The following is a 13,753-nucleotide window of genomic DNA, read 5'->3' on the forward strand; positions in this document are numbered from 1 at the left end:
GAAAAATTGTGATTTAAATACAAGAATCGATAGCCGAACGCTGGCGAAATACAGGTCGTTTTGGAATAACGAAGCGCTAAAAAATGACTCTGATATTAAAACGCGTTCTGCTACGGAAGGATAAATCGCGGCGAGAGGCGATTGACCTCTTTCTCCGTCAGCATCAGCTCTCATTAGAGGCTGATTGCGAAATGGCCATTGTCGCCGAGTATCAGCAGCGGCTGGTCGGCTGCGGCGCCATCGCCGGCAACGTCCTGAAGTGCATCGCTATCGACCCCTCGCTGCAGGGGGAGGGGCTGAGCCTTAAGCTACTGACAGAATTACTCACCCTGGCCTACGAGCTGGGGCGCAGTGAACTGTTTTTATTCACTAAGCCCTGTAACGCCGCGCTCTTTGCCGGCGCCGGATTCTGGCCAATCGCGCAGGCCGGCGATCTCGCCGTGTTACTGGAAAATAGCCGCGAACGGCTGACCCGCTACTGCCGCCAGCTGGCGATGTACCGTCAGCCGGGACGCAAAATAGGCGCTATCGTGATGAACGCCAACCCGTTCACGCTCGGCCACCGCTGGCTGGTGGAGCAGGCGGCCCGTCAGTGCGACTGGCTACACCTGTTTGTGGTGAAAGAGGATGCCTCCCGTTTCACGTATCAGGATCGCTACACGCTCATCGAAAAAGGGATTGCCGGCATCGACAAGGTAACGCTGCATCCCGGTTCGGCATACCTCATCTCGCGGGCCACCTTCCCTGGCTACTTCCTCAAAGAACAGGGGGTGGTGGATGACTGCCACAACCAGATCGATCTCCAGCTGTTCCGCGAACATTTAGCCCCGGCGCTGAAGATAACCCATCGTTTTGTCGGCACTGAGCCGCTGTGTTCGCTGACCCGCCATTACAACCAGCGTATGAAAGCGTTGCTGGCAGCGCCAGGCGACGCGCCGCCTGTTGAGGTGGTTGAGCTGGCGCGAATCGAAAAAAACGGCGGGCCGATATCGGCTTCCAGGGTGCGCGAACTGTACCGGCAGCGCAACTGGCAGGCGGTGGCGGCGCTGGTGCCGCCGGGAACCCTCTCTTTTCTGATGCAACTGGCGGAAAGCGAACATCAAACCGCCTGATTTTTACGCCATAACAAAGGATTTGCCTCTATGGAAATGAAGATTGACGCCCTGGCCGGCACGCTGGAGTCCAGCGATGTGATGGTCAGGATTGGGCCGGCGACGCAGCCGGGCATTCAACTGGAGATCGACAGCATTGTGAAGCAGCAGTTTGGCGATGCGATTGAGCAGGTGGTCAGAGAAACCCTGACGCAGCTCGGCGTTAGCCAGGCCAACGTGGTGGTGGATGATAAAGGGGCGCTGGAGTGCGTTCTGCGCGCCCGGGTTCAGGCTGCGGCCCTGCGCGCGGCGCAACAGTCTCAATTGCAATGGAGCCAGCTATGAAACCACGTCGCAGTATGCTGTTTATCCCCGGCGCCAATGCCGCCATGTTAAGTACTTCATTCGTTTACGGCGCCGATGCGGTGATGTTCGACCTTGAAGATGCCGTTTCGCTGCGCGAGAAAGATACCGCTCGCCTGCTGGTGTATCAGGCGCTGCAGCATCCGCTGTATCAGGATATCGAAACCGTGGTGCGCATTAACCCGCTAAATACGCCGTTTGGTCTGGCCGACCTGGAAGCGGTGGTACGCGCGGGTGTGGACATGGTACGTCTGCCGAAAACCGACAGCAAAGAAGATATTCATGAACTGGAAGCCCACGTTGAGCGGATTGAACGCGAGTGCGGCCGGGAAGTGGGTAGCACCAGGCTTATGGCGGCCATCGAGTCGGCGCTGGGGGTGGTAAACGCGGTCGAGATCGCCCGCGCCAGCCCGCGTCTGTCGGCCATCGCGCTGGCGGCCTTCGACTACGTTATGGATATGGGCACCTCCCGCGGCGACGGCACTGAGCTGTTCTATGCCCGCTGCGCCGTGCTGCATGCTGCGCGGGTCGCCGGCATCGCCGCCTATGACGTCGTGTGGTCGGATATTAATAATGAAGAGGGCTTCCTCGCGGAAGCGAATCTGGCGAAGAACCTCGGCTTCAACGGGAAATCACTGGTCAACCCGCGCCAGATCGAACTGCTGCACCAGGTCTATGCCCCGACGCGAAAAGAGGTCGACCATGCGCTGGAGGTGATTGCCGCGGCGGAAGAGGCAGAGTCGCGCGGTCTGGGCGTGGTGTCGCTGAACGGCAAGATGATCGATGGACCGATTATCGACCACGCGCGCAAAGTGGTGGCGCTTTCAGCTTCCGGTATTCGTGATTAAGGGAAATAAGATGAAAGAGACAGTAGCAATGCTTAATCAGCAGTATGTGATGCCGGAAGGATTGACCCCTTACAGCGGCGTGACGGCGAAAAGCCCATGGCTGGCCAGTGAGACGGAAAAGCGCCGGCGTAAAATCTGCGACTCGCTGGAAACGGCAATCCGTCGTTCCGGCCTGCGAAACGGCATGACCATCTCGTTCCACCACGCGTTTCGCGGCGGTGACAAAGTGGTCAATATGGTGGTGGCGAAGCTGGCGGAGATGGGCTTTCGCGATCTGACCCTGGCGTCCAGTTCGCTTATCGACGCTCACTGGCCGCTGATCGAGCATATTAAAAACGGCGTGATCCGCCAGATCTACACCTCCGGCCTGCGCGGGAAGCTCGGCGAGGAGATCTCCGCCGGGCTGATGGAAAATCCGGTGCAGATCCACTCTCACGGTGGTCGCGTACAGCTGATCCAAAGCGGTGAGTTGTCCATTGACGTGGCGTTCCTCGGCGTTCCCTGCTGCGATGAGTTTGGCAATGCCAACGGCTTTAGCGGTAAGTCGCGCTGCGGCTCGCTGGGCTACGCGCGCGTTGATGCGGAACATGCCAAATGCGTCGTGCTGTTGACCGAAGAGTGGGTGGACTACCCTAACTACCCGGCCAGTATCGCCCAGGATCAGGTGGATCTGATCGTTCAGGTGGACGAAGTAGGCGATCCGGAAAAAATCACCGCTGGCGCCATTCGTCTGACCAGCAATCCGCGCGAGCTGCTGATCGCCCGCCAGGCGGCGAAGGTGGTTGAACACTCCGGTTACTTTAAAGAGGGATTCTCGCTGCAGACCGGCACCGGCGGCGCCTCGCTGGCGGTGAGCCGCTTCCTGGAAGACAAAATGCGCCGCAACGGTATCACCGCCAGCTTCGGCCTTGGCGGCATCACCGGGACGATGGTCGATCTGCATGAGAAAGGGCTGATTAAAACGCTGCTCGACACCCAGTCGTTCGATGGCGATGCGGCGCGCTCGCTGGCGCAGAACCCGAACCACGTCGAAATCTCTACCAATCAATATGCCAGCCCGGGTTCCAAAGGGGCCTCCTGCGAGCGCTTAAACGTGGTAATGCTCAGCGCGCTGGAAATTGACACCGACTTTAACGTCAACGTGATGACCGGCTCCAATGGCGTGCTGCGCGGCGCGTCAGGCGGTCATAGCGATACCGCCGCCGGCGCGGATTTGACCATCATTACCGCGCCGTTAGTTCGCGGCCGCATTCCCTGCGTCGTGGAAAAGGTGCTGACCCGCGTGACGCCGGGAGCCAGCGTGGATGTGCTGGTCACCGACCATGGCATTGCGGTAAACCCGGCGCGCCAGGACCTGATCGACAATTTACGCAACGCCGGTATTGCGCTGATGACCATTGAGGAACTGCAGCAGCGCGCGGAGTTGCTGACGGGCAAACCGAAAGCGATCGAATTTACCGATCGGGTGGTGGCGGTAGTCCGCTATCGCGACGGTTCGGTCATCGATGTGATCCATCAGGTGAAAAACAGCGACTAAGCGCAGAGGGGAAAGGCTATGAGCGACGTGTTAATTCAACCTCCGCGTGTGCTACGCGGAAAACCACTGAGCGCCGAAGAGGTGGTCAGCGCGGTAGAGCGCGCGCTGTTGACCGAAGTTCGCCTGACCCCTAAGCCCGGGCTGGTGGATATTCGTAACGCTGGCGCGCACCGGGATATGGATCTGGCCTCGTTTGAGGCCAGTACCGCGGTGGTGGCGCCGTGGATGGAGAAGTTTTTTACCATGGGCCACGATACCGCGGCGGTCGCGCCGGAGCAGGTGTTGATGATGCTGCGTCCGGTGGGAATGGCCTGCGAGAACGATATGCTGGAGGCCACCGGCGGGGTGAATACCCATCGTGGGGCGATCTTCGCTTTTGGCCTGCTCAGCGCGGCAGCGGGCAGGCTGGTCTCGAAAGGCGAGCCGATAGAGCAGCACCGGCTTTGCGACCAGGTGGCGCGCTTCTGTCGCGGCATGGTTATGCAGGAATTGTCCTCCGCCAGTGGGGAACGGCTGAGCAAAGGCGAGATGCATTTTCTGCGTTACGGCTTCTCCGGCGCCCGCGGCGAGGCGGAGAGCGGATTCCTGACTGTGCGCACCCAGGCATTACCGGTCTTTAACCGCATGATGGAGGAGACCGGCGACAGCAATCTGGCGCTACTGCAAACCCTGCTGCATCTGATGGCATGGAATGATGACACCAACCTGGTGTCACGCGGCGGGCTGGCCGGATTGAACTATGTCCAGCAGGAGGCGCAGCGGCTGCTGTGGCAGGGCGGCGTGCTGGCTGACGGTGGGCTGGAGGCGTTGCGCCAGTTTGATGACGATCTGATTGCCCGCCATCTTAGCCCCGGCGGTAGCGCCGATCTGCTGGCGGTGACCTGGTTTTTATCCGCGTTTCCCGCCGGCGCGCTTTTCCCGCTGTAACCCTCTGCAACATGGCCCTCGCCCGCACCGTGCGGGCGGGGCATCATCATTCGCATCCTGGTTCTCACTGCGTAAACGAGGAATTGCGGCACAATCATATAGTTTTTACTGATATCGTCCGCCGTTTGTCATAAATTTCTAATTATCGGCGTTTTTGAGTAGCGGCCCGCTGACGGGCTGGTTACTCTGAAAACAATTTACGTAATGTTAACAAAAGAGAATAGCTATGCATGATGCACAAATCCGCGTGGCCATCGCCGGCGCGGGCGGCCGGATGGGACGCCAGTTAATTCAGGCTGCGCTGCAGATGGATGGAGTGGCGCTGGGCGCGGCGCTGGAGCGTGAAGGATCCAGCCTGGTGGGTAGCGACGCCGGCGAGCTGGCGGGCGCCGGCAAAGCGGGCGTCACGGTGCAGAGTAGCCTGACGGCGGTAAAAGATGATTTCGACGTGTTGATCGATTTTACCCGCCCGGAAGGCACGCTGAACCATCTGGCGTTTTGCCGCGACCACGGCAAAGGGATGGTCATCGGCACCACCGGTTTTGACGACGCTGGCAAGCAGGCGATTAGCGATGCCGCGCAGGAGATTGCCATTGTCTTTGCCGCTAACTTTAGCGTCGGCGTCAATGTTCTGTTAAAGCTGCTGGAGAAGGCGGCGAAGGTGATGGGCGACTACACCGACATCGAAATTATCGAAGCGCACCATCGGCATAAAGTGGATGCGCCGTCAGGCACCGCGCTGGCGATGGGCGAAGCGATCGCCGGGGCATTGAACAAAGATCTCAAGGACTGCGCAGTCTACAGTCGTGAAGGCCACACTGGCGAACGCGTCCCGGGCACCATTGGCTTCGCGACCGTCCGCGCGGGGGATATCGTCGGTGAACATACAGCGATGTTTGCTGATATTGGCGAACGTATTGAGATCACCCATAAAGCCTCCAGTCGGATGACATTTGCTAATGGCGCGGTTCGCTCTGCATTGTGGCTGAAAGGCAAGAAAAATGGCCTCTTTGATATGCGCGACGTGCTGGAACTGAATAGTTTATAACGATTATTACCCATCGTGATGTGGTTATTGCTATCAATAAGTTATTGATGCAAGGGGCAATATTTTGTTGCCCTTTTTTATTTTTAGCTGTTTTTGGTTGTTTTTCATCTGAGAAGGCTATAAGTTTGGATGTAGTTCGGTTTTTTAGTGAACGAAATGTAAATTTTGACCATTTGGTCCACTTTTTTGCCGTTCAGCGCCAGGTTTTACACTCTTCGCCGTCCGCAAGCGTTTTCTCAGCCAGGTTTGTTGATCTTTTTGGCGTAAAAATCACGTGTTATGCGCCAGTGGCGTAAAATGACATTAAAAATCTCCGCTTTAAGTTGACTTTTATCCGACATCTCTCCAGAATGCCGCCGTTTGCCAAAAATCTGCGGGCAACAGATTTGCATTGATTCAGATCGTGTTTATGAATTAATATGCAAATAAAGTGAGTGGATATTCTCTGGAGGATGTTTTGATTAAGTCAGCGCTATTGGTTCTGGAAGACGGAACCCAGTTTCACGGTCGGGCCATCGGGGCAACCGGCACGGCGGTTGGGGAAGTCGTTTTCAATACTTCAATGACCGGTTATCAAGAAATCCTCACTGATCCTTCCTATTCCCGCCAAATCGTCACTCTTACTTATCCTCATATTGGTAATGTCGGCACCAATGCCGCCGATGAAGAATCTTCTCAGGTACATGCTCAGGGTCTGGTTATTCGCGACCTGCCGCTGATTGCCAGCAACTTCCGCAGTACCGAAGACCTCTCTTCCTATCTGAAGCGCCATAACATCGTGGCGATTGCCGATATCGATACCCGCAAGCTGACGCGTCTGCTGCGTGAGAAAGGGGCGCAGAACGGCTGCATCATCGCGGGCGACAGTCCGGATGCCCAGCTGGCGCTGGAAAAAGCGAAAGCGTTCCCTGGCCTGAACGGCATGGACCTGGCGAAAGAAGTGACCACCGCAGAAACCTACAGCTGGACGCAAGGCAGCTGGACCCTGGCGGGCGACCTGCCGGAAGCGAAAGCGGAAAGCGAGCTGCCGTTCCACGTCGTCGCGTATGACTTCGGCGCGAAACGCAACATCCTGCGCATGCTGGTTGACCGCGGCTGCCGCCTGACGGTGGTGCCGGCGAAGACTTCGGCGGCGGATGTGCTGGCGCTCAATCCGGACGGCATTTTCCTCTCCAACGGTCCTGGCGACCCGGCGCCGTGTGATTACGCTATCGACGCGATTGAAAAATTCCTGGAGACCGATATTCCGGTGTTCGGCATCTGCCTCGGCCATCAGCTGCTGGCGCTGGCGAGCGGCGCCAAGACCATTAAGATGAAGTTCGGCCACCACGGCGGCAACCACCCGGTGAAAGATATTGATAATAACGTGGTGATGATCACCGCCCAGAACCACGGTTTCGCCGTGGATGAGGCGACGCTGCCGGCCAACCTGCGCGTGACCCACAAGTCGCTGTTCGACGGCACCCTGCAGGGGATCCATCGCACCGACAAGCCGGCGTTCAGCTTCCAGGGCCACCCTGAAGCGAGCCCGGGGCCGCACGATGCCGCGCCGCTGTTCGACCACTTTATCGAGTTAATTGAGCAATACCGTCAGTCCGCGAAATAATCAGGAGTAAAAGAGCCATGCCAAAACGTACAGACATAAAAAGTATCCTGATTCTGGGCGCGGGCCCGATTGTTATCGGTCAGGCGTGCGAGTTTGACTACTCCGGCGCCCAGGCCTGTAAAGCCCTGCGCGAAGAGGGCTACCGCGTTATCCTGGTGAACTCTAACCCGGCGACCATCATGACCGACCCGGAAATGGCCGATGCCACCTACATCGAGCCGATTCACTGGGAAGTGGTGCGCAAAATCATCGAAAAAGAGCGCCCGGACGCGGTGCTGCCGACCATGGGCGGCCAGACGGCGCTGAACTGCGCGCTGGAGCTGGAGCGTCAGGGGGTGCTGGCTGAATTCGGCGTGACCATGATTGGCGCCACCGCCGATGCGATTGACAAGGCCGAAGACCGTCGCCGTTTCGATATCGCGATGAAAAAAATCGGTCTCGACACCGCGCGTTCCGGTATCGCCCACACGATGGAAGAGGCGCTGGCGGTAGCGGCTGACGTCGGCTATCCGTGCATCATCCGTCCGTCGTTCACCATGGGTGGCACCGGCGGCGGCATCGCCTATAACCGCGAAGAGTTCGAAGAGATTTGTACCCGCGGCCTGGATCTTTCTCCCACCAACGAGCTGCTGATTGATGAATCGCTGATCGGCTGGAAAGAGTATGAGATGGAAGTGGTGCGCGATAAGAACGACAACTGCATCATCGTCTGCTCTATCGAAAACTTCGACGCCATGGGGATCCATACCGGTGACTCCATCACCGTTGCGCCGGCGCAGACCCTGACCGACAAAGAGTACCAAATCATGCGTAACGCCTCGATGGCGGTGCTGCGTGAAATCGGCGTCGAAACCGGCGGCTCTAACGTTCAGTTCGCGGTCAACCCGAAAAACGGTCGCCTGATCGTTATCGAAATGAACCCGCGCGTTTCCCGCTCCTCGGCGCTGGCCTCCAAAGCCACCGGCTTCCCGATTGCTAAAGTGGCCGCCAAGCTGGCGGTAGGTTACACCCTCGACGAGCTGATGAACGACATCACCGGCGGCCGTACCCCGGCTTCCTTCGAGCCGTCCATCGACTACGTGGTCACGAAAATCCCACGCTTTAACTTCGAAAAATTCGCCGGCGCCAACGACCGTCTGACTACCCAGATGAAGTCCGTCGGCGAAGTGATGGCGATTGGCCGTACCCAGCAGGAGTCCTTGCAGAAAGCGCTGCGCGGTCTGGAAGTGGGCGCCACTGGCTTCGACCCGAAAGTGAGCCTCGACGATCCGGAAGCGCTGACTAAAATCCGCCGCGAACTGAAAGACGCCGGCGCTGAGCGTATCTGGTACATCGCCGACGCGTTCCGCGCGGGCCTCTCGGTTGACGGCGTCTTCAACCTGACCAACATCGACCGCTGGTTCCTGGTGCAGATTGAAGAGCTGGTCCGTCTGGAAGAGAAAGTGGCGGAAGTGGGCATCAACGGCCTCGACGCTGACTTCCTGCGCACCCTGAAGCGTAAAGGCTTTGCCGATGCGCGTCTGGCGAAGCTGGCGGGCGTGCGGGAAGCGGAAATCCGCAAACTGCGCGACCAGTATGATCTGCATCCGGTCTACAAGCGCGTGGACACCTGCGCCGCGGAATTCGCCACCGATACCGCCTATATGTACTCCACTTATGAAGAAGAGTGCGAGTCCAACCCGTCCGTTGACCGCGATAAAATCATGGTCCTCGGCGGCGGCCCGAACCGTATCGGTCAGGGTATCGAATTCGACTACTGCTGCGTACACGCCTCGCTGGCGCTGCGCGAAGACGGTTACGAGACCATCATGGTCAACTGTAACCCGGAAACCGTCTCTACTGACTACGACACTTCCGACCGTCTGTACTTCGAGCCGGTCACCCTGGAAGACGTGCTGGAAATCGTGCGCATCGAGAAGCCAAAAGGCGTTATCGTGCAGTACGGCGGCCAGACGCCGCTGAAGCTGGCGCGCGCCCTGGAAGCTGCAGGCGTACCGGTTATCGGCACCAGCCCGGACGCTATCGACCGTGCGGAAGACCGTGAGCGCTTCCAGCACGCGGTTGACCGTCTGAAGCTGAAGCAGCCGGCGAACGCCACCGTCACCGCCATTGAACAGGCGGTAGAGAAAGCGAAAGAGATTGGCTACCCGCTGGTGGTGCGTCCGTCTTACGTGCTGGGCGGCCGGGCGATGGAGATCGTCTATGACGAGCAGGATCTGCGCCGCTACTTCCAGACTGCGGTCAGCGTCTCCAACGACGCGCCGGTGCTGCTGGACCGCTTCCTCGACGACGCGATTGAAGTGGATGTCGATGCTATCTGCGATGGCGAAATGGTGCTGATTGGCGGCATCATGGAGCATATCGAGCAGGCAGGCGTTCACTCCGGCGACTCCGCCTGTTCCCTGCCAGCCTACACCCTGAGCAAAGAGATTCAGGATGTGATGCGCGAGCAGGTGCAGAAGCTGGCCTTCGAGCTGCAGGTTCGCGGTCTGATGAACGTCCAGTTCGCGGTGAAAGATAACGAAGTCTATCTGATTGAAGTCAACCCGCGTGCGGCGCGTACCGTGCCGTTCGTCTCCAAAGCCACCGGCGTACCGCTGGCGAAAGTGGCGGCGCGCGTGATGGCCGGTAAGACGCTGGCGCAGCAGGGCGTGACCAAAGAGATCATCCCGCCGTACTACTCGGTGAAAGAGGTGGTTCTGCCGTTCAACAAATTCCCGGGCGTTGACCCGCTGTTAGGGCCAGAAATGCGCTCCACCGGGGAAGTGATGGGCGTCGGCCGCACCTTTGCCGAAGCGTTCGCCAAGGCGCAGCTGGGCAGCAACTCGACCATGAAGAAACAGGGGCGCGCGCTGCTCTCCGTCCGCGAAGGCGACAAAGAGCGCGTGGTCGACCTGGCGGCGAAGCTGCTGAAGTTTGGTTTCGAGCTGGATGCAACCCACGGCACGGCGATTGTGCTGGGCGAAGCCGGCATCAACCCGCGTCTGGTGAACAAGGTGCATGAAGGCCGTCCGCACATTCAGGACCGTATCAAGAATGGCGAATATACCTACATCATCAACACCACCGCAGGTCGTCAGGCGATTGAAGACTCCAAGCTGATTCGCCGCAGCGCCCTGCAGTACAAAGTGCACTATGACACCACCCTGAACGGCGGCTTTGCCACCGCGATGGCGCTGAACGCTGACGCCACCGACAAGGTGATTTCGGTTCAGGAAATGCACGCGCAAATCACCAAATAAGCGCTCCGGCCTGGCCGGATAGCAACAAACCTGGGCTGACGATATCGTCAGCCCATTTTTTTTGGCTGCGGCCATCTTCAGAGAGTTCTGCTTTTAACCCCCTGTCGGGTCAGGCTAACTATAGTTAGCACCATAACGATACCTATTGATGAAAAGACAGGAGGATACAATGCGCAACAATATTCTGGTGGCATCCGCGCTGGCAGCGACGGCAATCATGTTCGTGGCCGGTTGCTCATCGAATCAGTCGATCAAAACCACCGACGGCAAGACCATTGTCACCAGCGGTAAACCGCAGGTGGATGATGATACCGGTCTGGTCTCCTACAAAAATGCCGAAACCGGACGCGTGGAGCAGATTAACCGAGATCAGGTGAAATCCATGGATGAGCTGGATAATTAAGGCCTGACGTTTTCCATTCAGGCGCGCGTTACGTACACCACCGCGACATAAATCACAGTTATCATTGTAAGCGGTTCGCTTAACTGTCTACACTCTTGCTGATTACGACAAGAGCTAACGCAGGCCAATCAATGATTCTGATAATTTATGCGCATCCTTATCCGCAGCATTCTCATGCGAATAAGCGAATGCTTGAACAAGCAGGGACGCTTGAAGGCGTAGAGATACGCTCCCTTTATCAACTCTATCCCGACTTTAATATCGATGTCGCCGCCGAGCAGGCGGCGCTCGCCCGTGCCGATCTGGTTATCTGGCAGCACCCGATGCAGTGGTATAGCGTGCCGCCGCTGCTGAAGCTGTGGATGGACAAAGTGCTGTCGCACGGCTGGGCCTATGGCCATAACGGTATTGCGCTGCGCGGTAAATCGCTGATGTGGGCGGTGACCACCGGCGGCGGTGAAAGCCACTTTGATATCGGTTCGTTTCCCGGTTTTCCGGTGCTGGCGCAGCCGCTGCAGGCCACCGCGCTTTACTGCGGGATGAAATGGCTGCCGCCGTTCGCCATGCACTGCACCTTTATCTGCGATGACGAAACGCTGCAGGCGCAGGCTCGCCACTATCGTCAACGCTTAATCGACTGGCAGGAGGCACATCAGAATGGATAGCCATACGCTGATACAGGCGCTGATTTACCTTGGCGCCGCGGCGCTGATTGTGCCCATCGCCGTCCGCCTTGGGCTTGGGTCGGTGCTGGGCTATCTCATCGCCGGCTGTATTATCGGGCCGTGGGGGCTGCGGCTGGTGACCGACGCCGAGGCGATTCTGCACTTTGCCGAGATTGGCGTGGTGCTGATGCTGTTCGTCATTGGTCTGGAGCTGGATCCGCAGCGTCTGTGGAAGCTGCGCGCTTCGGTGTTTGGCGGCGGCGCGCTGCAGATGGTGGCCTGTGGGGTATTGATCGGCCTCTTTTGCATGCTGCTGGGCCTGCGCTGGCAGGTGGCCGAGCTGATCGGTATGACCCTGGCGCTCTCCTCAACCGCTATCGCCATGCAGGCGATGAATGAGCGCAATTTGACGATGTCGCAGATGGGGCGCAGCGCCTTCGCGGTGCTGCTGTTCCAGGATATCGCGGCGATCCCGCTGGTGGCGATGATCCCGCTGCTGGCGGCCAGCGGCGGCGCCACTTCGCTGATGGCTTTTGCCCTCTCCGCGCTGAAGGTGGCCGCGGCGCTGGCGCTGGTGGTGGTTCTGGGGCGCTATCTGACCCGCCCGCTGCTGCGCTTTGTCGCCCGTTCCGGTCTGCGCGAAGTGTTCAGCGCCGTGGCCCTGTTCCTGGTCTTCGGCTTTGGGCTGTTGCTGGAAGAGGTGGGGCTGTCGATGGCGATGGGGGCGTTTCTCGCCGGGGTGCTGCTGGCCAGCTCCGAGTATCGCCATGCGCTGGAGAGCGATATTGAGCCGTTTAAGGGCCTGCTGCTGGGGCTGTTCTTTATCGGCGTCGGGATGTCGATTGATTTCGGCACCCTGGTTACCCATCCGCTGCGTATTGTGATTTTGCTGGTGGGTTTCCTGGCGATAAAAATGCTGATGCTGTGGCTTATCGCCAGACCGCTTGGCGTGCCTCGCGCCCAGCGCCGCTGGTTTGCGGTGTTGCTGGGGCAGGGGAGTGAGTTCGCGTTTGTGGTCTTTGGCGCCGCGCGGATGGCGGAGGTGCTGGACGGCGAATGGGCAAAGGCGCTGACCCTGGCGGTGGCGCTGTCGATGGCGGCAACCCCCATCCTGCTGGTGCTGCTGACCCGTCTGGAGAAATCGTCCAGCGGCCAGGCGCGGGATGCGGACGAGATTGATGAAGAGCAGCCGCGGGTGATTGTCGCCGGCTTTGGCCGCTTCGGGCAGATCGCCGGGCGACTGCTGCTCTCCAGCGGGGTGAAGATGGTGATCCTCGATCACGACCCGGACCATGTCGATACCCTGCGCAAATTTGATATGAAGGTCTTCTACGGCGATGCCACCCGGGTCGATCTGCTGGAGTCGGCTGGCGCCGAAAAGGCGGAGGTGTTGATCAATGCCATTGACGATCCGCACGTCAGCCTGGAGCTGGTGGCGAGGGTAAAAGAGCATTTTCCGCATCTGCAGATTATCTCCCGCGCCCGCGATGTCGATCACTATATCCAGCTGCGTCAGGCTGGCGTCGAAGCCCCGGAGCGTGAAACCTTCGAGGCGGCGCTGAAATCCGGCCGGATGACGCTGGAGGCGCTGGGGCTCGGCGCGTATGAAGCGCGCGAGCGGGCCGATCTGTTCCGTCGCTTCAACCTGCAGATGGTCGAAGAGATGGTGGCGATGGCGGAAAACGATGCGGCGTCGCGGGTGGCGGTCTTCAAGCGGACCAGCGATATGCTGACTGGCATCATCAACGAAGATCGTCATCATCTGTCGCTGGTGCAGCGTCACGGCTGGCAGGGGACGGAAGAGGGCAGGCACACCGGCGATATCGCCGATGAGCCGGAAAATAAGCCCTCCGCCTGACGTTAATAGGTAACATTTTGTTTTCGTTTGGATCCTGTTCTGGCGGCCCACGGCACGAACGTGGGCTTGCCAGCAAATCAGAAAATTTTCTTATTCTTTACCCTCCGGCCAGTCGACGAAGTTGTACGCTTTCCGTATAGTGGCGACAATTTTTTGTACTCAGGA

The 13,753-nt window shown here is 58.7% G+C and carries 11 protein-coding genes; all 11 read left to right on the forward strand.

Features of this window, described 5'->3' with window-relative positions; all coding sequences use genetic code 11:
• Positions 1 to 83 precede the first annotated feature (83 nt).
• The 11 genes from citC (at position 84) to kefC (ending at position 13,588) form a co-directional block, all read left to right on the forward strand.
• Complete coding sequence (citC, locus tag ACOI7Z_RS15310; protein WP_044520982.1) at positions 84 to 1,112, forward strand: [citrate (pro-3S)-lyase] ligase; 1,029 nt, start codon at positions 84 to 86, stop codon at positions 1,110 to 1,112.
• Positions 1,113 to 1,142: 30 nt separating this feature from the next.
• A complete protein-coding gene (gene citD / locus ACOI7Z_RS15315; protein ID WP_023291940.1) occupies positions 1,143 to 1,436 on the forward strand; it encodes a citrate lyase acyl carrier protein in 294 nt (97 codons plus the stop codon).
• Positions 1,433 to 2,302 (forward strand): citrate (pro-3S)-lyase subunit beta, encoded by an 870-nt coding sequence (gene citE / locus ACOI7Z_RS15320; protein ID WP_023291941.1) that lies wholly within the window; start codon positions 1,433 to 1,435, stop codon positions 2,300 to 2,302. Before citD ends, citE begins: the two co-directional genes overlap by 4 nt.
• A 10-nt stretch (positions 2,303 to 2,312) precedes the next feature.
• Positions 2,313 to 3,839: a citrate lyase subunit alpha gene (citF, locus tag ACOI7Z_RS15325; protein ID WP_032429096.1), complete on the forward strand. Its 1,527-nt coding sequence runs from the start codon at positions 2,313 to 2,315 to the stop codon at positions 3,837 to 3,839.
• An 18-nt stretch (positions 3,840 to 3,857) separates the two neighbouring features.
• Positions 3,858 to 4,766: a triphosphoribosyl-dephospho-CoA synthase CitG gene (gene citG / locus ACOI7Z_RS15330; protein WP_087848867.1), complete on the forward strand. Its 909-nt coding sequence runs from the start codon at positions 3,858 to 3,860 to the stop codon at positions 4,764 to 4,766.
• A 226-nt stretch (positions 4,767 to 4,992) separates the two neighbouring features.
• Positions 4,993 to 5,814 carry a 4-hydroxy-tetrahydrodipicolinate reductase gene (dapB, locus tag ACOI7Z_RS15335; RefSeq protein WP_023291944.1) on the forward strand — a complete coding sequence of 274 codons (822 nt, stop codon included), beginning with the start codon at positions 4,993 to 4,995 and terminating at the stop codon, positions 5,812 to 5,814.
• Positions 5,815 to 6,271: 457 nt separating this feature from the next.
• Positions 6,272 to 7,420 (forward strand): glutamine-hydrolyzing carbamoyl-phosphate synthase small subunit, encoded by a 1,149-nt coding sequence (carA, locus tag ACOI7Z_RS15340; protein ID WP_023291945.1) that lies wholly within the window; start codon positions 6,272 to 6,274, stop codon positions 7,418 to 7,420.
• A gap of 17 nt (positions 7,421 to 7,437) precedes the next feature.
• The gene (gene carB / locus ACOI7Z_RS15345; protein WP_004204267.1) at positions 7,438 to 10,662 is read left to right on the forward strand and encodes a carbamoyl-phosphate synthase large subunit; all 3,225 of its coding nucleotides are present in this window, start codon (positions 7,438 to 7,440) and stop codon (positions 10,660 to 10,662) included.
• A 169-nt stretch (positions 10,663 to 10,831) separates the two neighbouring features.
• Entirely contained in the window at positions 10,832 to 11,065 is a 234-nt protein-coding gene (locus ACOI7Z_RS15350; protein ID WP_002888059.1) for a YgdI/YgdR family lipoprotein, read from the forward strand.
• Positions 11,066 to 11,196: 131 nt separating this feature from the next.
• Positions 11,197 to 11,730 (forward strand): glutathione-regulated potassium-efflux system oxidoreductase KefF, encoded by a 534-nt coding sequence (gene kefF / locus ACOI7Z_RS15355; protein ID WP_004204269.1) that lies wholly within the window; start codon positions 11,197 to 11,199, stop codon positions 11,728 to 11,730.
• Positions 11,723 to 13,588: a glutathione-regulated potassium-efflux system protein KefC gene (kefC, locus tag ACOI7Z_RS15360; RefSeq protein WP_023291948.1), complete on the forward strand. Its 1,866-nt coding sequence runs from the start codon at positions 11,723 to 11,725 to the stop codon at positions 13,586 to 13,588. Before kefF ends, kefC begins: the two co-directional genes overlap by 8 nt.
• Positions 13,589 to 13,753 lie beyond the last annotated feature (165 nt).

The sequence above is a fragment of the Klebsiella sp. C283 genome (genome assembly GCF_048822555.1).
GTDB lineage: Bacteria > Pseudomonadota > Gammaproteobacteria > Enterobacterales > Enterobacteriaceae > Klebsiella > Klebsiella quasipneumoniae.